Annotated in this window: 15 protein-coding genes and 4 pseudogenes; 11 read left to right on the top strand and 8 right to left on the bottom strand. The window is 57.4% G+C overall.

Annotated elements, in window-relative coordinates; genetic code table 11:
- Positions 1–97: 97 nt before the first annotated feature.
- Positions 98–332: pseudogene (locus NKL04_RS19550) on the top strand (IS630 family transposase); the annotation flags it as partial.
- A 41-nt stretch (positions 333–373) separates the two neighbouring features.
- Here the strand turns inward: NKL04_RS19550 and NKL04_RS19545 are convergent.
- Positions 374–633: pseudogene (locus NKL04_RS19545) on the bottom strand (hypothetical protein); the annotation flags it as partial.
- Between the two features lie 140 nt (positions 634–773).
- Between NKL04_RS19545 and NKL04_RS19540 the strand changes: the two are divergent.
- Positions 774–2,052 (top strand): annotated as a pseudogene (locus NKL04_RS19540) (IS701 family transposase).
- Between the two features lie 505 nt (positions 2,053–2,557).
- On the opposite strand, the gene NKL04_RS19535 reads toward NKL04_RS19540, so the two are convergent.
- Positions 2,558–3,466 carry a LysR family transcriptional regulator gene (locus tag NKL04_RS19535; protein ID WP_198029337.1) on the bottom strand — a complete coding sequence of 303 codons (909 nt, stop codon included), beginning with the start codon at positions 3,464–3,466 and terminating at the stop codon, positions 2,558–2,560.
- On the opposite strand from NKL04_RS19535, the gene NKL04_RS19530 reads away from it, so the two are divergent.
- Both NKL04_RS19530 and NKL04_RS19525 read left to right on the top strand, forming a co-directional pair.
- Positions 3,428–6,082, top strand: coding sequence for a CoA transferase (locus NKL04_RS19530; protein WP_198029336.1), 2,655 nt, complete (start codon positions 3,428–3,430; stop codon positions 6,080–6,082). The genes NKL04_RS19535 and NKL04_RS19530 overlap by 39 nt on opposite strands.
- A gap of 72 nt (positions 6,083–6,154) precedes the next feature.
- Positions 6,155–7,744, top strand: a complete 1,590-nt coding sequence (locus tag NKL04_RS19525; protein ID WP_023702724.1) for an ABC transporter substrate-binding protein — start codon at positions 6,155–6,157, stop codon at positions 7,742–7,744.
- 132 nt (positions 7,745–7,876) lie between these two features.
- On the opposite strand, the gene NKL04_RS19520 is transcribed toward NKL04_RS19525, so the two are convergent.
- The 6 genes and pseudogenes from NKL04_RS19520 to NKL04_RS19495 all read right to left on the bottom strand — a co-directional run bounded on the left by NKL04_RS19520 (position 7,877) and on the right by NKL04_RS19495 (position 14,126).
- Positions 7,877–8,017: a hypothetical protein gene (locus NKL04_RS19520; RefSeq protein WP_023702723.1), complete on the bottom strand. Its 141-nt coding sequence runs from the start codon at positions 8,015–8,017 to the stop codon at positions 7,877–7,879.
- 257 nt (positions 8,018–8,274) lie between these two features.
- Entirely contained in the window at positions 8,275–9,948 is a 1,674-nt protein-coding gene (ectB, locus tag NKL04_RS19515) for a diaminobutyrate--2-oxoglutarate transaminase (RefSeq protein ID WP_502903375.1), read from the bottom strand.
- Positions 9,928–10,848 (bottom strand): annotated as a pseudogene (locus NKL04_RS19510) (ATP-grasp domain-containing protein); the annotation flags it as partial. The gene ectB and the pseudogene NKL04_RS19510, both read right to left, overlap by 21 nt.
- 119 nt (positions 10,849–10,967) lie before the next feature.
- Positions 10,968–11,420 (bottom strand): GNAT family N-acetyltransferase, encoded by a 453-nt coding sequence (locus NKL04_RS19505; protein ID WP_023702721.1) that lies wholly within the window; start codon positions 11,418–11,420, stop codon positions 10,968–10,970.
- A gap of 179 nt (positions 11,421–11,599) precedes the next feature.
- On the bottom strand, positions 11,600–12,028 hold the full coding sequence (gene panD, locus NKL04_RS19500) for an aspartate 1-decarboxylase (protein WP_031209816.1): 429 nt from the start codon (positions 12,026–12,028) through the stop codon (positions 11,600–11,602).
- A 1,159-nt stretch (positions 12,029–13,187) separates the two neighbouring features.
- Positions 13,188–14,126: a LysR family transcriptional regulator gene (locus NKL04_RS19495; protein WP_023702719.1), complete on the bottom strand. Its 939-nt coding sequence runs from the start codon at positions 14,124–14,126 to the stop codon at positions 13,188–13,190.
- A gap of 90 nt (positions 14,127–14,216) precedes the next feature.
- Between NKL04_RS19495 and NKL04_RS19490 the strand changes: the two genes are divergently transcribed.
- The 7 genes from NKL04_RS19490 to NKL04_RS19460 all read left to right on the top strand — a co-directional run bounded on the left by NKL04_RS19490 (position 14,217) and on the right by NKL04_RS19460 (position 20,914).
- Complete coding sequence (locus tag NKL04_RS19490) at positions 14,217–15,665, top strand: amidase (RefSeq protein ID WP_198029335.1); 1,449 nt, start codon at positions 14,217–14,219, stop codon at positions 15,663–15,665.
- 23 nt (positions 15,666–15,688) lie between these two features.
- Positions 15,689–16,540 carry an ectoine/hydroxyectoine ABC transporter substrate-binding protein EhuB gene (gene ehuB, locus NKL04_RS19485; RefSeq protein ID WP_023702717.1) on the top strand — a complete coding sequence of 284 codons (852 nt, stop codon included), beginning with the start codon at positions 15,689–15,691 and terminating at the stop codon, positions 16,538–16,540.
- A 148-nt stretch (positions 16,541–16,688) separates the two neighbouring features.
- Complete coding sequence (gene ehuA, locus NKL04_RS19480) at positions 16,689–17,474, top strand: ectoine/hydroxyectoine ABC transporter ATP-binding protein EhuA (protein ID WP_023702716.1); 786 nt, start codon at positions 16,689–16,691, stop codon at positions 17,472–17,474.
- The gene (gene ehuC / locus NKL04_RS19475; RefSeq protein ID WP_023702715.1) at positions 17,475–18,131 is read left to right on the top strand and encodes an ectoine/hydroxyectoine ABC transporter permease subunit EhuC; all 657 of its coding nucleotides are present in this window, start codon (positions 17,475–17,477) and stop codon (positions 18,129–18,131) included.
- A gap of 1 nt (position 18,132) precedes the next feature.
- A complete protein-coding gene (gene ehuD / locus NKL04_RS19470; RefSeq protein WP_023702714.1) occupies positions 18,133–18,816 on the top strand; it encodes an ectoine/hydroxyectoine ABC transporter permease subunit EhuD in 684 nt (227 codons plus the stop codon).
- A 129-nt stretch (positions 18,817–18,945) separates the two neighbouring features.
- The gene (locus NKL04_RS19465) at positions 18,946–20,115 is read left to right on the top strand and encodes a M24 family metallopeptidase (RefSeq protein ID WP_031209811.1); all 1,170 of its coding nucleotides are present in this window, start codon (positions 18,946–18,948) and stop codon (positions 20,113–20,115) included.
- A 67-nt stretch (positions 20,116–20,182) separates the two neighbouring features.
- Positions 20,183–20,914: an aspartate racemase/maleate isomerase family protein gene (locus NKL04_RS19460; RefSeq protein WP_023702712.1), complete on the top strand. Its 732-nt coding sequence runs from the start codon at positions 20,183–20,185 to the stop codon at positions 20,912–20,914.
- The last annotated feature ends 78 nt before the right edge of the window (positions 20,915–20,992 follow it).

Raw genomic sequence — 20,992 nt, 5'->3', positions numbered from 1 at the left:
TTTGGTGCTGTTTCAACATCCACCTCGAGGTGGACGATAGGAAAGGTATTGGGCGGGAATCTTCGGTCGTGGGGTCTTGAAGGCCCCGGACGAGGGCATGTCGGCGCTGCAAACGGCGGCGGCGTGGGAGTGTCCAGCGCGATCCGCTGGATTGCGCGGGCGAAGATCGGCGAACTGGCGCCCGCCCGCAAGGGCAGCCGCCGCGCCTCCAGCCTCGATGCGCATGAAACCTTCATCGCTGGGCTGGTCGAGGCGCGCAAGCACATCACGCTGAACCGATGGTGGGAGCAGCTCGTCGCCGCCGCAGCGCCTTGAGCGTCTGGCTTCGCGGTCAGGTGCCGACGACCTCGTGAAGTGATGCGGTGCTGCTTCGGAAAGTCATGTACGCGAGCACGTCGTGCTCGGCCTTACCATGATAAGGCAGCCTCGGCACTGTGGGCCGAATCTGGTCGGCGCCGGGGACTGTCAGGAATTCCGTGCGAGCGGGCGGTTGAACATTACGCCGCCCACACGGAATTCCTGACAGTCCCCGGCCACGGCACGCCACTGTACGCTTGCGGCCTCCGCTCTCTCCTGGGAGGAGGCGGTGGCGATGAAGGCCGAGACGACGCGGCGACCGCTCTCGGCGGCATGCCCAGTCTTCTCCACGAGGCCTCCATTATCTCGTTGGTCATCGGTGGTTGGTTCGAACCAGATTGCGTCAGCAACCTAACACTACTTTGGCAGGTTTTCAGCGGCGGGCGCGTTTTTGGAATTCCCAAGAGAGAGTTTGCGTGATTCATGGGAGGTCGGCGTATGGAGGGCCGATCAATGGACGTGGACTGGCAAGCCGATCTCGAGCACTGGCTTCAACCGTTTTTGGCAGGTCTTTCGCATCCAGCTCGGCGCCGGATGTGTCCGCTGTACATTGCCGGTCTGATCGGGCCGGGCGACCGTAAGAGCGTACAACCGATGGCCGCGCGAGCGGGCGATGTCGGCTACGATCAGCTTCATCATTTTGTCGCGGCAGGGGTTTGGGACAGCGCTCCGCTCGAGGCCGCCCTGCTGAAGGAGGCAGATCGCCTGGTCGGCGATGAGGCGGGTTTTCTCGTCATTGACGACACAGCGTTACCGAAGAAGGGACAACATTCGGTTGGTGTCGCGCCTCAATACGCTTCGTCGCTTGGCAAGACATCCAACTGCCAGTCGCTGGTGTCGGTGACCCTGGCCTCACGCGAAGTGCCGGTGATGGTGGGCCTTCGGCTCTTCCTGCCCGACACCTGGACGAATGATCCCGAGCGGATGATGCGGGCGCGCGTCCCGAAGGATCGACAGGTCGCTCTGACAAAGCCGGAGATCGCCATCGAAGAGATCGATCGTGTCATCGCCTCCGGCGCGCGTTTCGGCTGCGTGCTTGCCGACGCGGGCTACGGGTCGAGCAGCTCTTTTCGTCAGGCTTTGAGTGAGCGCAGTCTGCTGTGGGCTGTAGGACTATCGCGACGCCAAAACGTCTATCCGGCCGATGTTGATCTGATCTTCCCGGTCGCGACCACAGGCAGGCGCCGCCAATATCACATCCCGGACCAGCCGCCGGTCTCTGCCGAGGTGATGCTGTCTGGTGAGAGATGGCACAAGATAAGCTGGCGGCGCGGCACTAAAGGTCGGCTGACATGTTTGTTTGCGGCTCGCCGTGTCCGCGTTGCGGATGGTCATAAGCACCGGATGCTCGACAATCGCATGCAATGCATGCCAGGCGACGAGGTCTGGCTCGTCGGCGAACGCCGGTCGACTGGCGAGCAAAAATACTATGTGTCGAACTTACCGGCCGATGCGAGCCTCAAGATACTCGCCGCCACGATCAAGGCGAGGTGGGTCTGTGAGCAGGCACATCAGCAATTGAAGGAGGAACTCGGCCTCGACCACTTCGAAGGCCGATCATGGACTGGATTACATCGACACGCCTTGATGACCATGATCGCCTACGCCTTTCTCCAAGCCCGCCGCCTCAAAGCAGCGGGACGGAAAAAAAAGAGTCGGCGGACCACCGCCACAACCGAGCATGCCAGCTGTTAGACAAGCAATTCTCGACCTCTTCACGCGGCCGCCGCCCCGCAGATGTCCTCACTGTGAGAAGCTGCTCGCAGACGCCGTCAAACCTAAACTGCCAAAGTAGTGCTAACCCTATCGAAGACATCGATGACCACCGCTACAATATCCAAGTAGGTGGGTGTCCGAAAGACGAACGAAAGTGAACCCTTCCAAGACACATCGCCGCGCCGAATCCCATCTCCATGAGCCCGCGGCGGCAGCCGATCATCTCGCTCAGTATATCGGCGCCGGGATCGATCTCCAGTTTCGGAAAACGCTCGCTGGTCAGACCGCAAATGGAGCGACACAAAGCCCTCGTTGGTAGCGGGCACGGTCGATGTCCGTCGAGCAGCCCGAAGTGGCAATCGGTGCGCCGTTCTCAACTGCACCCTTGCGTCCCCAACCCGAATTCCACTCGCCACAAGGCAGCCATGGTATAGTCCGCCCCCTTAACGCATCCACTCAAGTTCGAAATCTGAGCACCAATTCCCTAAGATTGCGAGTTTGACACTTCTAACCTAAACCAAGCGACCAACCGCGCCAAAGCGCTGTCGGAACTTTCAACCGATCTGTGCTGTAAATAGTAAGCAGTCTTAAGGTTGGCGACAACAGGACCTACTCTCAGTAAACGTCCTTGAGCCACGAGTTCATTGACCAAGCCCTGCCAACCTAGTCCGACCCCCTCGCCATTCAAAATTGCTTGGAGCATGAACGGATACGCATCGAAGGTTTCACGCCTGCCGAAAGCAGGCGCTGCTAACCCGACTTTTGAAAACCAACTATCCCATGTCAGGTAGCCAGAATCTCCTTGATCGAAATGCAAGAACTTGTCCGGCGGTAAATTTCTCAAGGCAATAGGGTCGCAAAAATCTCTGGGCACCTCTCCCAATTCTCGAAAAGCGAAAGCTGGGCTGCAAACCGGAAACGCCTCTTCAGCAATCAGCGGAAAAGCCGGCCGATCATTGCAGTCACCGAGGTGCCAAACGACGGCAGCATCGACCCAGTTTTGATCGATATCTGCAACTTGATCGGTCGTTATGACCCGCACTCGTGCACCCTGCATCGCCAAACGTAGGCGGGCAAATCTCGGCATCAGCCACTGATCTGCAAAACCGAACGTACAGGCTAAAATCACATCATCCCGAGGAGGCGGGCAGTATATTTTTTTCCAGGTTTCGCGGATGTGGCCGAGTCCGAGGGCAACCGCTGCCCCAAGTTCGCGTGCATTTGCAGTTGGCGTGATCCGATTGTTATTTCGGAGGAATAACCTCTGCCCCAGCCGCTCTTCCAGAATAGAGATATGGCGTGAGACCGCAGGCTGACTGAGATTAAGCGATCGGGCCGCGAGCGAGAAGTTTCCATGACGCACCGCAGCTTCGAGAACGAGCAGCGCGTTCATCGAGCCCGCAAGGTGCCGATCCAACTTTTCCATAACGCATTGTTATTGACGCCATCGAATCTTGTCCAGTGTCGGCTACGAGTTTTCAAGCCTACTCTGAGAGCTGAGAAATTGCATCGCAGCAGGATCCGAATGACGTCGCAGCGCCCCCTCTGTCACATTCGCGTACTTGATTTTGGACATTATCTGGCGGGGCCACTCGTCGGAATGATCTTAGCGGACATGGGCGCCGAAGTTATTCGCATTGACCCGCCTGGCGGTCCCCGGTTGGCGTCGCCAGCCACCGATTTTCTCTCGCGTGGTAAGTCCTCGCTGGTTCTCGATCTGAAGTCCCCGGAGGGGGTAGAGACTGCCCTCGAACTCGTGCGCCGGGCCGACATCACGATCGAGAATTACCGCCCCGGCGTGATGAAGCGACTGGGGCTTGGGCCTGATGATCTGCGGAAGGCCAACCCCAACATCATCAGTCTGTCGCTGCCCGGGTTCGCGTCCACGGATCCAGATCTCGCCCATCTTGCGGCCTGGGAAGCGGTGATAGCTGCGCGCACCGGGCAATTCACCGATATGGGACTGAACCGACGTCTGATGGGCATCAACCCCAGCTTTACCCCGCTTCCACTGGCTTCAGCCTACGGCGCAACATTTGGAGCAATGTCAGTGCTCTTCGCCCTGGGCGCCAGGGACCGCAACGGTGGAGATCACATTGAGGTGCCGCTTGCCGCCGCCCTTCTTGAGGGGCTCGTCTACAACTGCGAGCAAATCGAAAATTATCCGGAGCGTTACAAGTCGCCGCGGGAGATAGAACTCAGTCGGCGCCAACGCGAAGGGTTGCCCATGGACCTGGCGTTCTCGGCTTTGTCAGAGTTCCTTGACCCCTTTTACCGCACCTACGAATGTGCGGATGGGCGCGGCTTCTACACCGTTGCCTGCGATTTCGTCGGGCACCCTCAGCGTGCGCTGAAAACCCTCGGACTTGACGACCTCGCGGAGAGCCTGCCCGATTTCGACGCCTATCTGGACCAGAAGGACTGGCCCGATGAATGGAGCCTGCGCAGCTACCCCGTCAGCGCCCGGGACCGCGACCGCGTTTCATCTGCCATGAAGGCAGCTTTTCTGAAGCGCCCGTCTCATGAGTGGGAGGAACTCTTCGGAGCCGCGAAGGCGCCTGGCACAGCACAGCGGTCCACCAAGGAGTGGCTTGCAGATCCCCATGCCTTGGCGTCGGGGCTGATTTTAGAAGTCAACGACCCGCGCCACGGAAAAATGCGCCAGATGGGCAACGTGGCGTGGCTCGCCGACGACACCGAGGCCGTTAGAAAGCAGCCCGGGCCCGCCACGGATAATCTCCGTCCCCGGCTCGCTACTCTCCTGGCCGAACCAACCCGTGCGGGCGAACGCGTTGAGGGACGCTCGGGTTGGTTAGAGGGTCTAAAGGTGATCGATCTGACCAACGTGATCGCTGGTCCCACCATCGGCTCGACGCTGGCGCGTTTTGGTGCGAACGTCATGCTTGTGCAGCCTGTGCAGCCGTCGGCCGACCCTTGGTGCACGGTGGTGTTCGGCCTACACGCGAACCGCGGCAAGAGAAGCGTTCTTCTCGATCTTAAAACCGCGACTGGACGCGAAGCCCTCGAAAAACTAATTGCCGAGGCTGACGTGGTCACCGCCAACGCCACAGACATGCAACTTGATCGCCTCGGCCTCTCTTTCGTGCGTCTCAAGGCGCTCAATCCCAAGCTCATCCTTCTCCAACTGGATGCATTCGGCGGACCGAACCGGGGGCCGAAATCCGACCATCTCGGCTATGACGATCTCGTTCAGGCTGCCACCGGCGTCATGGTGCGCTTCGGTGGTGGAATGGCGACACCGGAGGAGCATGCTCATTTCGGGACGATCGACGTGCTGACGGGCTTTTGCGCGTGCGTGGCACTCGGGGCCGCACTGGAGCGGCGAAGGGTAACGGGTCAAGGTGGTGTTGCGCGTACATCACTGGCTGCAGCAGGCAATCTTATCCAATCACCCTTCATGTATGACCATCCCGGTCGTGCACCGTTTGACGAGCCTTCGGGACGCGATGTGCGCGGGTGGGGGCCTTTCTATCATTGTTATCAGGCCGCAGATGGTTGGATGTTCTTCGCAGCACCAACAGAGCGGCGTGAGGCATTGCGTGCGAGTCCGTCGTTGGCAGACCTTGCCGACCAGCCGGAAGAAACGCTGGGAGCATTGCTGTCGGCGCGCTTTGCGACCGAAGATGTGCAGCATTGGATCGATGCTTTTTCGGGCTCTTCGTCTACCGCGATCCGTCTCGGGTCACTCCATGCCACGCGCGATGCCGCTTTGACCTTAGAAAGCGAAGGAGAGATCGATCTGAAGCAAGCCACCTTCCGCACCGTTCGGCATGATCGCCATCCAATGGGCAGGTGGGTCGACCTCGTGGCGCCGAATGCGGTGCGCCCCGAAAGGGGTCTCATTTCCATTCCTGGACCGATGCCAATGTACGGGGCGCACACCCGGGAGGTGTTACGGGAGCTTGGATACGGATCCAACGCCGTCGAAGCGATGATTGGCGCAGGGGAGGCAGGGGAGCGTTGGTCCGATAAGTATTTGCCTGAATGAGGCAAAGCGAGGGCGCGTCAAGCCCTCGTCAATGAGTGGGAACATCAACATGGCCAACAGGGAGAAGCATAGGTGTCTAACGAACTCGATTTCCTCAGCCACCGCGTCGCCGCGGGCAAGCTGAGTCGCCGCGATTTTCTTGGCCGGGCTGCCGCGCTCGGTGTCACGGCCGCGCTCGCCAACTCTCTGCTTTCCAACGCAGTCCGCGCTGCTGCTCCCGTTAAAGGGGGCACACTCAAGGCTGGCATCCAAGGTGGGGAATCAACCAACAGCCTCGACCCCGCGATCATTCTCAGCCAGGTGCCGTTCGTGTTTTCCAAGTGCTGGGGTGAAACCCTGGTGGACCTCGCGCCAGGAGGCGGTATCGAATACCTGATCGCCGAGGAAATCGGCAGCTCCAAAGATGCCAAGACGTGGACGATGAAGATCCGCAACGGCATTCAGTTCCACAACGGCAAGGAGGTCACGCCGGATGACGTGGTTGCGACCCTGAAGCGCCACAGCGACGAAAAATCGAAATCCGGTGCCCTTGGAATTCTGAAAAGCATCGACACGATCAAGGTCGATCGAGGCAACGTCGTCGTCGCTTTGAAGGATCCCAATGCCGATCTGCCCTATCTGATGGCCGACTACCACCTTGTCATTCAGCCTAATGGCGGCATGGACAAGCCTGACGCCGGTATCGGTACGGGACCTTACAAGGTGTCGGATAATGAGCCGGGTGTTCGGCATGGCGGCGAGCGCTTCGCAAACTACTGGCAGCCCGACAAATATGGCCATGCGGACCAGATCGAGATTGTTGTCATCAACGATCCGACGGCGCGCATGGCGGCGCTCCAGGGCGGCCAGGTCAACATGATCAACCGCGTCGAACCGAAGATCGTCGACCTCGTCAAACGGATGCCGGGCGTGACCATCCGCGCCGCTTCTGGCCGGGGCTTTTATCCGTTCAATATGTTCTGCGACACCGCGCCCTTCGACAACAACGACTTGCGAATGGCGCTTAAGCTCGCGATGGACCGCGAGGAGATGCTGCAGAAGATTCTGCGCGGCTATGGCACTGTCGGCAACGACATGCCCGTCAACGCAGCTTATCCTCTGTTCGCCGAGGATATCGAACAGCGGAAGTTCGATCCCGAAAAGGCGGCTGCGGCCTATAAGAAGTCTGGCCACAGCGGTTCGATCGTGCTGCGTACTTCCGACGTCGCCTTTCCGGGTGCGGTGGATGCAGCCCAGCTCTATCAGCAGAGCTGCGCCAAAGCCGGAATTAAGATCGAGCTCAAGCGTGAGCCTGGCGACGGCTACTGGGCTGAAGTCTGGAACAAGCAGCCTTTCAGCCTCTCCTACTGGGGCGGCCGACCGACACAGGACCAGATGTACTCGACCGCATATCTCTCCACAGCGGACTGGAACGATACCCGCTTCAAGCGCCCGGATTTCGATAGGATGGTCCTTGCCGCACGGGGGGAACTCGACCAAGCCAAACGCAAGAAAATCTATCGCGACATGGGCGAGATGATGCGCGACGAAGGCGGCCTGATCGTACCCTTCTTCAACCAATTCGTCGACGCGACCGGCAAGGGCGTCGAAGGCTGGGTCGTAAACCCGGCGCAGGAATTGAGCAACGGCCGCGCTCTGGTCGAGTGTTGGCTGCAGGCTTAGTAAAGAGTTACAAAGGACTGGTGAAAGCCAGCCCTTTGTGGCCCAACTGGACTTGGTCCGAAGCACGGTGTCCCGCGTCTGCTACTGAAGTCGTGTTCGCTTTCCCGCACAGTCCGCTCATGCTGGCGAGGCCTACAAGTTAAGCAATTTCAAAGGATCGAACGGGCTCATCGACGCGAATTCGAACGCATGAAAATCCCGCTCTATGGCAACGCGCCTGTTGACCACCAACGACGGCAGGATCACGGGCGCCACTGCGGTGAACACGCGCACGGCTGAATTCCTCGTGCTGCGCGCCAATTCTGCGATCCTATGCATGGGCGCGGCGGGCCGGCTCGTTGGAGGCGGTCCTCGATCAGGGGGCCGAGCACATCGCTCTCGATAATGGCAGGGGCCGTTCCGCGAACTCGGCTAGTTGTCTGCCTCTCGTTTCGCTCATCAAACTCGCCAAATGGGTTGATTGCCCTCGTGCGGCGAGTTCGCGCCCTCTGGCCAACATACCCGCTTCTGATCGGAGGTGAGTTCACCTCTCAAGCCGCCGAGTTCAGCGTGCTGCGGATCACGGTGTCGACAGCGTCTTCGAGGATGTCGAGGCCTTGGTTAAGCTGATCCTCGTCAATGACGATGGGCGGCAGGCATTTCACAACCTCGTCTTTGGGACCAGAGGTCTCGACAATAAGGCCCTTCTGGAAGGCGGTGCTGATGACCTGCCCGGCAACCTCGCCAGACTTGAGATCGATGCCTCGCATCATGCCACGCCCCTTGGCTGACACGCAGCTTGGGTCGTACTTCTGCGCGATCTTCTCAAGGCGGCTTTTCAGCAGATTGCCTTTCTCCCTGACGGATGCTGCAAAGCTGTCTGTCCGCCAGAAGTGCTCTAGGGCTGCGCGAGCGGTGACAAAAGCATGGCAGTTGCCGCGGAACGTCCCGTTGTGCTCTCCGGGCTCCCACTTGTCGAGTTGTCGATCAATAAGGACGAGAGCCATAGGCAGACCATAGCCCGATATCGATTTGGCCATTGTGACGATGTCCGGGCGGAGACCGGCCGCCTCGAAACTGAAGAACGCATCGGTCCGGCCAACACCCGCCTGAATGTCGTCTACGATCAGCAGAGCTCCGTATTTGCGAGCAATGGCCGCCACCTTGCGCAGCCACTCCGTGCCAGCGACATTGAGGCCGCCTTCGCCCTGAACTGTCTCGACAATCACCGCCGCCGGGGCGTCTACGCCGCTGGAGGGATCCGAGAGCAGGCGATCAAGGTAATCGGCGGTGTCTACAGCGGACCCAAGATAGCCGTCATAGGGGAGTCGGGTGACACCGCCGAGCAACTGGCCGGCGGCAGCGCGGTGGTACCGGTTGCCGGTGCAGGAGAGAGCGCCAAGGCTCACACCATGAAAGCCGTTGGTGAAGGCTATAATGTTGGGCCGACCAGTGATCTTGCGGGCTAGCTTGACGGCAGCCTCGACCGCGTTGGCGCCGGTGGGACCGGGAAACTGCACGACATAGTCCAATTGTCGTGGCCTGAGGATCGTCTCGTAGAATTCCCGCAGAAAAGACCCCTTGGCCTCGTTATAGAGATCGAGGCCATGGGTGATGCCGTCGCCCGCAATGTAGTCAGCGAGCGCGGACTTCAGCTCGCGGGGATTGTGCCCATAGTTTAGACTCGAGCAGCCCATGAGAAAGTCGAGATAAGCTGTCCCATCGCGCGCAAACAGCTGAGTCCCTCGCGCCTTTGCGAAAACGACGGGAAAGCTGCGAGAGTAGCTGCGCACTTCGGATTCAAGATGGTGGAAAACCGCAAATTGGTCTCCGCCATCTGATGGATTGCGGTTATTCATCGTTGTTTCGTGGCCATAAGTCGCCGATTTCATGGTTGCGCCGGACTTCGGAAATGACGCCACCGACCATTTAATTAGATCTACGGCGCGCTGCAGTATATCCTCCGTCCGAGGGCGACTGGGTGAAGCAGCGATAATGTGTCCGATGGTGTCGCGGTAGTCGCCCTTCCTCATAATCATCGCTTTAGGTTCTACATCCAACTTGACCTCTACAACACCTGGCACGGCAGCCGCCTGACTATCACCGTCGATCCATTCCAGGGTGCCATCACGATCCGGCAATAGAAAGCGAGCGGCCGCGGTGTTCGAATGCCTTCTGCGCAAATCCGATTCTGCGCCGATGAGAAGCTTGATGTGCTCAATCACGAGGTCGACGCCGTAAGCCAGGTGGACCAGTTGGGGCTCAAGCGCGCCAGCAAGACGTGGATTGACTTCGATAACGACCGGACCACGCTCCGTCCACCGGAGTTCTATGTTTGATGGGCCCCAACCGAGGCCGAGAGATCGCAAGCAGCTTAAGGAAACATCGGAAATCTTTGCATATTCCCGATCCGTTACCGGGGCCGGAAACGTCGTCTGCCGGAAGACGAAGTGGGGCTCAGGGCCAAACTCAACAGCCACAACCCCTATAATCTCATCTGCCATTATCTCGACGCTATAAAACGGCCCCTGGACAAACTCCTCGATCAATATCCTTGGTGTAGTACAGTTACTTTCGCTCAACATTCGCCGAAAATGTTGGACTAGTTCGCCAGCGTTGCGGCATAATCGAACACCAATGCTACCGCTACCCACGGCGGGCTTGACAATCACCGGAAAACCGATCTCCGCAGCAGCACGTTTCACTTCTGTTTCATTCCTGGCCAAGCGATAAGCAGGTACTGGAATGCCCGCCGCCAAGAGAAGCTCACGTTGGACAAATTTGTCAGCGCAACGTTCAACGGAAGTGGGATGCGGTCCCGGTAGACCGAAATGTTGGCAAAGTTTGCCAACTGTCGCATAGACCGACTCGTCACCGCCCGAAAACCCGGTAATCCCGACGATGTCATATGTCGCGCGTAACTGAGAACAAACCTCGATCAGCCTGTCGAGACTCCCAGTCTCTGCGCGAATCGCTTTGGTTCCTTCGGCCGCAAGATAGTCATATTGACCTGGATCAGCCGCAAGGGTAATGGGGTAAAGACCAAGACGCTCGGCCCCTCGAATGTACCTCAGGCCATTGCCTCTGGAATGACCTTCAATGAGGATGAGTGCTCTTTTGCCCATGGATATCCCTCCTTCGGTCTCAAATGGTTGGTGTGTCGCTGCTGATATTGTCGGCGTTAAATTGCTGTTGTTTTCTGCCATGTTAATTGTGACTTCGGGATACGTGAAATATGAACTCTTTAGGTCTCGCTGGCAGTATGATCCTGATCCGAAAATAGCTTTCGAAAAAAATGCCTTCCAAAACCCCGTGGGTAGTTGGACAGATAACCAAAATTGTCATATCCAAGAGATTCATAGAATCGCGGCGCCTGGAACTGATAAGTATCCAGCCACACGCCGACACATCCTCGTCGGATCGCCATATCCTCTGCATGTTCTATCAACTGCGATCCAATTCCTGTGCCTCTGTATTTCTGCGGAACGAATAACAACTCAATATGCATCCAGTCGTAATAGAATTTCGCCCAGAGGCCGCCTATTGTGTGTGCTCTTTCTGGTTCCTTGATGAGTAGCGCAATGGGATCCGGTTTGTACGGAATAGCCCTCGCTGCACTAAAGATTTCTAGGGCATCCGATATGGCCCTGCGGTCTAGGTCGGACGGATGTTCTCTCGGTTCAATTTTCCACTCCATTTGGACTTGCTTCCTGTCTAATTAGCCTGGCAGCTGTCTTGTGCGTCCAAGGTCATGTGTCGCCTTCAGAAACAACGGCATATACCAGTGCAACTCCATGGTGATTCCTTTTCGCGGAGATTGCCGATGTAGATTTGCGGTTGCACGAAGAGAGCTGGATAATACATGCGCCACTTGGGTTAGAGTGCTGCTCTGGGGGAGCCATCGCGTACGGCGAACGTGATCGTCCCGTCCTCCTTAACCTCGGCTTCGTAGAACATACGATCACGGATCGAATTATCGCTGTTGAACGTCAGGACTCGCGGCTTGATCTCTGCGATCTGATGCTCCGGAATATATGCAGAAGAGCAAATAATTACTTCATCTCCAATCTGGCAGGTCCGAGCAGCAGCTCCGTTGAGTACGCAGCAGCGAGAGCCGCTAACACCGTAGATGACATAGGTGCTTATTCGCGCACCGGAATATTTGTTCCAGATGTCCACGAACTCCATAGGAAGAATGCCTGCCTCATTACAGAGAATTGGATCCAAAGTGATTGATCCATGGTAATTAAGATCTGCCTCTGTGACAGAGAGCCCGTGAAGTTTTGCAACAACGACTTTTTTCATTGTACGTGCCTTTTTGCTGCTGTGCTCGTGTTGTTCGAAATTTCGCGGGGTGCGTCATCCTACGAGGAGGTTTACGGCGGAAGGACTAAGCTATGGCGCTTCGCGGATGTGCCTCTCCGACACAAAAAGAACCTGTCCCGATCTGTCATGACATTTCTCGTTCAATTTTGTCGCAGCTCTGCCACATAACAAAGTTCCGTCCAGCGGCTCAGCAGCCCCGCCTATAAACATGCAAACGTAATGCCAATCGGTTGGATGAGATGACGGACGAAAAGTTCCTATAGGTTTCCGTGGCTTAGCCTTTAGCGCCCAAAGACTGCTCCCCAAGTGACTGTCGCAGGCCCGACAAAGCATGTGCTGAACATACGCTGGAGTGCGCGCCCCGCTGTGCTCCTCGCTCCTCGCCGATAGCTCTTTTACGAACCAGCCACGCCGGAACGCAACTAACGCAGACTACTCATGAGCCGTGGGGTTAGTGCGGGCTGAGCGAACGGTCATGCAGTGGTGAGGCGTCTTCGACAACTTCCCCACTGCGTATTGCGCATCCCGCAAGCAGCGGGAGGATTGCTCGATCGCGGATATAGCGCGGCTTGTCGCGCTCGCGTCGGCCATCACACTGCACATCGGGCGGATCCGGGAAGTAAGGCAGGACTCCTGTCGTAGAGCTGAGGGCGGCAAATCAATTCCGCCAGCACACTCTCCCCCCCTCTCCTGTGTAGGCGCAGAGATCTGCTAACAGCCGAAGCTGCGTTGGCGACCGTTCTTCGGCGAACGGTGCGTCATCATTGTAGTGCCCCCCCGCCGGGTGGCCGGCATCAGTCGCCTCACCGCGGTGTAGGCGCCGCTCATAGCCGCGCTCACGGATGTCGCGCGTCAGGCGCACGGGTAGGGGTAAGCTGTGATCCCGTTCGCGCAGAGAGTTGACAAATGGGCCGCTCGGCGCGGTGATGCCAGAGACGCCGCTTCAAGGTGACGCGGGGCGGTCGGGTTAAGATTACGGCGCCGTCCTAATCACGTCACCCCCGCGGAAGCCGCGATACCAACGTCGCCAAGAGCGTGACGGGTACGATCGCGCATGCTGGCCGGTGCTGTGGCCGGTAACGAAATCGTGGCCGATGGGTTCGCCCCTCGATGATCATGGACCGATCGGACCTAAACCCTATCCGACGCCAGAAAAATTACCGTCTCCTACCCGCTCCGTTTCAATTTCGTGGAAAAACATCTGTGCCACGCTGGTGAACCGCCGTAGGAAAGGGGGCTTCGCTGGCCCATACCGATCAACGATTACCAACTGCGGAGCAGGTAGATCCTCGACTATGCGTTTGCGCGTCAAACTATCGCTGTCTGGACTTCCACGACCGAGGGGCCGCATGTTGAGAATTGAAAAACCGAATCCGCAGGCGACTGCGGCCCGCACTGACTCATAGCTACGGGTTCTAAAACCCACTTTTGGCCGTTCTCCAACGATATCGAACAAGGTCAACAAGTACGCCGAAGTTTGCGGCAAGTCGAGAAGCACCAGAGGCAACCGCGCGAGTTCGGTCAGGCTAACTTCGGCATGCTTGGCCAACTCACTCTCAACGTGCAACAGAGCATGCGGGGGAAACCGTGCTAGAATCGCGGCATCCCCAGGAAGCCCTGCGCCTATGTCATAGGTGAGCACGGCGTCGACGGTATTGCCTTCCAGCCACCTTAGGAGTTGTGGCTGCTCGCCCTCGAACAACTGGACCTCAACCCCTTCCTGGTCGATGAAACGACGCAAAAGCTCGGGCATAAAGAGAGCCCCGAAAGGTTCGAAACAACCTAGCCGAAGAATCATAGGCGTCTTGGGGCTGTGCCTCTCCATTGAGCGTGCGAATTCTGCTTCCGCCGCAAGCAGCAGGCGCGCTGAAGCCAAAAAGCGCTGACCCGCAGGCGTCGCGACGACGCCGCGTGAGGGGCGTCGCTCAAACAACCGAGCCCCCATCTCGATCTCAGCGGCGTCGACAGCCGACAAAATGGATGATTGCGAAATCCGGCAGGATCGGGCCGCTGCAGCGATCGAGCCCGATTCTGCAACAGTCGCAACATAGCGGAGCTGGCGGAGAGACATATCCATTAGCTACATCCTATGCATCAAGGCGCACCAAATAATGCATTTTATAGACTTTTCGTTTTCCTGCATACTGCGCTCGCAGGGAGAGGAAACTTGGATTTGAAAACTGCGGGCAGTGGCATGAACTTGCCGGAGATAGGGGGGTCGGAACTTAATCGTTTCGACGCCGGAAGCCTCGCGGCAGCGTATCGAAATAAGCAGCTTTCGCCTGTCGAAATAACCCAGGCGGCCCTCGCGCGAGCCGCTGAAATACAAGGGTCGCTAAACCCGTTCACCTTCCTTGATCCGGAAAATGCCTTGGCGGCGGCTCGCTCCGCCGAACGAAGATGGGCGCGAGGAGAGCCACTCTCGCCGATAGATGGCATTCCCACGACACTGAAGGACATCGTTCATGTGCAGGGATGGACTGTTCGATACGGTAGCCGTACGACCGACCCGGCGCCCATGCATCGCGATGCTCCTTCTGTCGCTCGTTTGCGGAAGGCCGGCGCCGTCTTTATTGGCCAGACCACCACACCTGAGTTCGGCTGGAAAGCGGTAACTGACAGCCCTGCATTCGGGGTCACTCGCAACCCGTGGAACCCAACCCGCACACCAGGCGGCTCCTCGGGAGGAGCGGCCGTTGCGGCAGCCTGCGGGGCAGGCGTCCTGCACCTTGGCACCGACGGCGGGGGTTCAATTCGAATCCCCTCTTCATTCACTGGGATTGTAGGCCACAAGCCCACTTACGGGCGAGTTGCTGCCCATCCTTTAAGTTCATTTGGCACGGTAGCCCACATTGGCCCAATGACGCGCACGGTGGCTGATACTGTTGCAATGTTGGAAGTGGTGTCCGGGCGCGATTTGCGCGACTGGACCCAGCCCCCCATTAGGTACCCGAAGCTGAATGTGTCCCGTCTCGATTGGAAGGGAAAGCGCATCGGTTATTGGAAAGAGCCTTGCGTCGGCAACGTTGAGCCTGCTGTGGCCGCGGCGATTGAAGGCGTTGTGAATGACCTCGAGGAAGCCGGCGCCATAGTCGCGGAGATACGCCTTCCGGGACAGGAAAATCTCCTCGAACTCTTCTACGCTCACTGGTATGTCGGAGCGGCGAACAGGTTAGCTTCGATCGATCCTGAGAAGTGGTCCACCCTCGACCCAGGTTTTCTTAACGCGGCCAGTGCGGGGCAAGGCTATACCGGCGTCGAACGCATGGCTGCGGAGATACGGCGCGCTAAGTTCGGAGCCGCCATGGACGCCTTGCTTGCCGAACATGACTTTATCATCTCGCCGACTGTCCCGGTGCTGCCATTCGAAGCCGGTCACGATACTCCGCCTGGAGGCGACCTGCAAAGCTGGGTCTCGTGGTCTTCATTTAGCTTTCCGATCAATCTCAGCCAGCAGCCTGCTTCAACTGTGCCGTGCGGACTGACAGAGGATGGATTGCCCATAGGCATGCAGATTATCGGCGCACGCGGGGAGGACAGCGACGTCTTAAGCGCTGCGCTATCGTACGAAGAGATGTATCCGCATCGCTTCCTGAGTTGTAACCGAGTAAACTAGCCGTAAAATCCAGAAAAAGGGGAATGGCAATGACAAACCTACGCAAATGCTTTGCAGTCTCAGCCCTGTCGTTATTTATCGCTGGGGCGACTAACATTTCATATCAAAGCGCGTTAGCTCAAACGATTGATGAGGTGAAAGCGAACGGCGCAACGATCGCAATCGCCAATGATCCCCCGTTGATGACCATGAACGCAGACGGTTCTCCGGGTGGTTTGGGACCAGAAATGGATGCAGCTATTCTCGCGGAGGCGGGCATCACCAAGTACTCGGGTCAGGTCATGGAATATGGTGCGATGATCCCCGCACTGCAATCGAAACGCGCCACGCTGTCTACGAGCGGGGCCCTCTACATCAAACCTGAGCGTTGCGAGGCAGTCCTTTTCTCGGATCCGGTCTCGTGCAATGCCGAGGTCTTGATCGTGCCCGCCGCGCTAGCCGACAAGGTGAAAACCTACAAGGACATTGCGGAGCAGGGTCTGACGATTGGCGTATGCGGCGGGTGTTATGAGCAGAAGTTGGCGCTGGCTGCTGGAGTGAAGGAGGACAAAATCGTTGTGTTCCCCGACGCGACCAGCGGCATTAAGCTTCTGACTGACAAACGCATCGACGTCTACGCTCACGACTCCTACACGGGGGCGGCAATGTTCAAAAGATTAGACCCCAAGGAAATGCGATTCGTCCGCCTGGACGACCTCAAATCCTGCGCGGCTGCCGGCTTCAACAAGGATAGCTCCGCCTTGCGCGACGCATACAATGATGGTCTCCGTAAGATTCGCGCCAATGGGAAATATATTGAGGTATTGAAAAAGTACAATTTCGAAGAAGGCGCGCATGTCGAAAACGTAACTACGGAAAAACTCTGCGCCAAGTGAGGCGTTTGTTAACGAGACAGGGACGCACCCCGAAAGTGGTGCTTCCCTTTCCAACAAGTACGGCCACGATACCGACTGGCCGTCTATGAGCCCAGGGACCGAACGTTCTCTGTCGATTTGTGGGCCAACAATGCTTCCGGGAGCTGTCATGGCATCGCCTATGGTCCAATTCACCGACGTGCGCAAACTATACGGCGCGCATCCCGTTCTGACCGATCTGAGTTTCAGTGTGTCGCCTGGAGAGAAACTGGCGCTGATTGGCGCGTCAGGCTCGGGCAAGACCACAATCCTGCGCATTTTGATGACCCTCGAAGAAATTGAAGGCGGCAGTGTCGCCATCCAGGGCTCTCCACTGTGGGACCCTGGCATGGCGAAGCTAAGTACGCGGCAACGCGAAACTCAGCTTCACGAGATGCGCCGAAACATCGGCATGGTGTTTCAGCAATTTAATCTTTTCCCCCATATGACAGTCCTGCGCAACGTGACCTTGGCGCCGATCCTCACTCAAGGGCTTTCTCAGGCAGCCGCCAAGGTTTTAGCCATGGAACTGCTCGAAATGGTGGGCATGGCGCACAAAGCTGACGCACTCCCTGCCGAACTGTCCGGTGGCCAGAAGCAACGTGCGGCGATAGCACGGGCGCTGGCACTGAAGCCAAAAGTCATGTTGTTCGACGAGGTCACCTCGGCGCTGGATCCCGAGCTTGTCGAGGAAGTTCTCAATGTGATGCGCAAACTGGCGGTCGAGACCGACATGACGATGCTGCTCGTAACCCACGAGATGAGTTTCGCCCGCGATTTTGCTGACCGCGTGCTCTTTCTGGACGGTGGGCGCATCATAGAGGAAGGCCCTCCCAAAGACATCTTCTCGAACCCGCAGCAAGAACGGACCAAGCAATTTCTTCACAAGATTGTGGCCGCGGGACTAAGTCTTTAGATGCCAGCGTCTTTTGAATTCTTGCCCATCATTCTCAGTGGCGCGATCTTAACCATAGAGCTCACGCTTATGGGAGGCCTGTTGGCGCTCTTCGTGGCTTTCGTGGTGGGTTTCGCACGCCTCACGAACACTGTCTGGCTTCGGTGGCCGGCCAGGGTATTTATGGAGTTTTTCCGAGGCAGTTCGATGCTTGTCCAGCTGTTCTGGGCCTATTTCGTGCTGCCTTTGGCGGGAGTGTCGCTGACTCCGCTTCAAGCAGGGGTGCTCATCCTGGGTCTTAATTCGGGTGCCTACATGTCCGAAATTGTCCGCGGCGCCATGCTGGCATTGCCACGTGAACAGTTCGAGGCATGTATCGCGTTAAACCTGGGACGTTGGGAGCGACTTAGATACGTGCTCTTGCCTCAAGCCTTGCGGCTGATGATCCCACCCTTCTCGAATAGCGCTGTTGAACTGCTGAAATCAACCTCCGTCGTGTCATTGATCTCGCTTTCGGACATGACTTTCCGAGCGCAGACCGTGCGTGCGCAAACGGGCGACGCGTCGGTACCGTTCACCACCATCCTGATCGTCTTCTTCGTGCTGGCGACGATCCTGTCGTCGCTTTTTAGCGCCGTCGAACGACGACTCCGGCTCACTACAGGACGAAGGACCTAACATGGAATGGGATTGGTCCTTTGCGCTGCAAATTATCCCGCTGCTAGCACAGGGCGTGAAGATAACAGTATACGCCAGTCTTTTGGCGTCTGCGCTCGCCATGGTGGCTGGGTTGGGGATTGCAATTCTGAGGCGCTCGGCCGGCCCTGTCATGGGATCGATCGTTCGGTTTGGCATCGGCTTTGTGCGCGGAACTCCACTTCTGGTGCAGCTTTACTTCACGTTTTACGTCCTGCCCGATTTCGGGATTTACCTGAGCCCTCTCACGGCGGGAGTGATTACGCTAGGCATCCACTATTCGAGCTATACGTCCGAGGTATACCGGGCCGGTATCGACAATATTGATCGGGGCCTCTGGGAAGCGGCCAAAGCCCTGAACCTGACCCGCCTACAGACCTGGCGGTACGTTATCGTGCCGCTGGCGGTACCCCCGATGTTGCCTGCGCTTGGTAACTACATTGTTGCGATGTTCAAGGAGACTCCCTTGCTCTCAGTGATTACCGTAATTGAATTGATGGGCCAGGCACGGATCATCGCCAACATTCACTATCGATACCTTGAGCCGATGACTATGGTGGGACTGTTTTTTCTAGCGGTCAGCGTGCCCTCTGTCATTGCTCTTCACTATCTCGAGAAACACTACGGAGTAGAGCAGAAACGCCACCGTAATATGCGTATATTTTGAAGGCACGCTTGGGTCATTGTCGCGGCGATATGTGTCGACATCGGGGGCCTTCGTATTTTGTCTTCATAATTTTCCGGTCAGCATTGGCTCGGATTGAATTGTTATATCGAAATCTCGAGGAGGCAGTACATGACGATATACAGAGGTCCACAGGCATTCCCACGAACAGAATATTTGGGCAGGCTGGCCGCGGTAAAAAAAGAGATGTCACGGCGCGACCTCGACGCGCTTGTCGTTACTTCCGCCAGCGACATTACCTATCTAACAGGCTATACCGCACTGTCAGGTTACGTGCCGCAAGGACTTGTGGTGCAGATCGCAGAGGAAGAACCGACATTCATTCTGCGCCGTATGGATGCTCCGGCGGCTATCCATGAAACTTTTCTCGATCGCACGAAGATCATCGGTTATCCGGAGGCACTTGTCGGTAACCCTGATGCAGACGGCTACGATACAATTATCGACTTTTTGCTAGAGTCCGGCCTTGGAAACCGCGGGGTAGGGGTCGAAATCAGTAACCTTTTTGTTCAAACCGCGGAGAAATTCAAGAGCCGGTTGCCCAAGGCCAGGTTAGTCGACTGCACCAAAGCAGTTGCCTGGATACGCCTCGTCAAGTCCGATCGTGAGATCGAAATTATGCGCGAAGCGGCTGCGATTTCCGATGCAGCGATACTGCGCGCGGCCGAGGTCATACGGCCAGGGGTGAGGGAGGCTGATGCGATCGCTGAAATTCTGGGCACGCTGGCGCGCGGCGCCAATGGCAAGCCCGGAACAATGATCCAACAGATTGGTTTGTGCTCCTCGCCGCGCACCGGCACCTGTCATATCCCGTGGAGTGAGGACGTTTTTCGTGATGGCTCGCAGATCAACCTTGAACTTGGCGGTGTGCGCTACGGCTATTGTGCCGGCATAATGCGCACATTCTCGATTGGCGCGCCATCTGACCGACTGCGCCGCATCCACGATGCGGAGGTTGCAGGGCTTGAGGCTGCGCTCGGCACGATCCGGCCAGGGAGTACCTGCAGCGATGTCGCCAACACATTCTACCGTACAATTGAGAAGGCGGGTTTTAGAAAAGAGTCACGCTGCGGCTACGCCCACGGTATTGGTTGGCTGGAGCCAACCGCCAGTCTTAAAGACGGCGATATGACGGAACTGAAGGCCAACATGACGTTTCATCTAATGCTGGGAAATTGGATCGATGAGGATTTTGGATACGTTATCAGCGAGACCTTTCGGGTGACCGACACGGGTGCGGAAGTGTTGACTAGTGCGCCACGGCAAATCTTCCAGATCTAAGGCCAGCGCCAGACGCGGGGGAGATCGTAAAGTTGTTTAGGCCGATTGATAACGAGGTTACGAGGCAATGAAAGGCATAGGCTTGATAACGCTCTCTACCGATCCGGTCGGAGAGCACGCCTTCAAGGCGGAGATGGCGAGTTATCCGGTGCGAGTTTTTACAACTCGCACCTCCTATGACGAGGCCGATCATCACGCTGGGGGCTTTATCCCGATACCTGATTGGCCCATTTTGCTGGCAACGCTACCGCCCGGTGATTTGGTGGACTTGATAGCGTTTGCGTGCACCTCCGCGACCATCGCGCTTGGAAATGAGATGCTTGTCAATCATCTAAGCTCGGCGCGAAGCGGCCTTCGCTATACGTCGCCAGGAATAGCGTCAGTCACGATGATGCAACGGTTCGGCATCAAACGAATCGCGTTGCTCACTCCGTACGGCCCAGCTCTGCATAATGAATTCGCGCCGTATTTTGCATCGCACGGGATCCAGGTGATCGCCGCGCATTCACTGTCGGAGCCTATGAACCTTGTTACCGATGATGACGTTGCCCGCGTGCCGATCGAGCGCATCCAATCCGAGCTGGAGAGGCTTTTGGATTCAACGGGTCCATTGGATGCGCTATTTGTCTCGTGCGCGGCCTTCTCGATCGAGCGACGAGACCTTGCGCGAATTGGAGATGTCTTGGGTCACCCAGTGCTGGCTAGCGTAAATTCGATGGCTTGGCATTCTCTGGATCTGCTTGGCGAACACAGTCGCCGCGACGAGTTAGCGGCGGAAATTGGCTTGCCGCGAAATTAGACCAGGCGTCGTTTGGAAGACGATGAGATGGAAGCGGATTGCCCTTCCGGTGATCTGCTGACGCTAGCCATCTGAGCG

It is taken from the genome of Mesorhizobium sp. C264A, assembly GCF_040324515.1.
Classification (GTDB): domain Bacteria; phylum Pseudomonadota; class Alphaproteobacteria; order Rhizobiales; family Rhizobiaceae; genus Mesorhizobium.
Note: the sequence above shows the minus strand (reverse complement) of the source record. Positions and strands in the feature narration are given on the sequence as shown.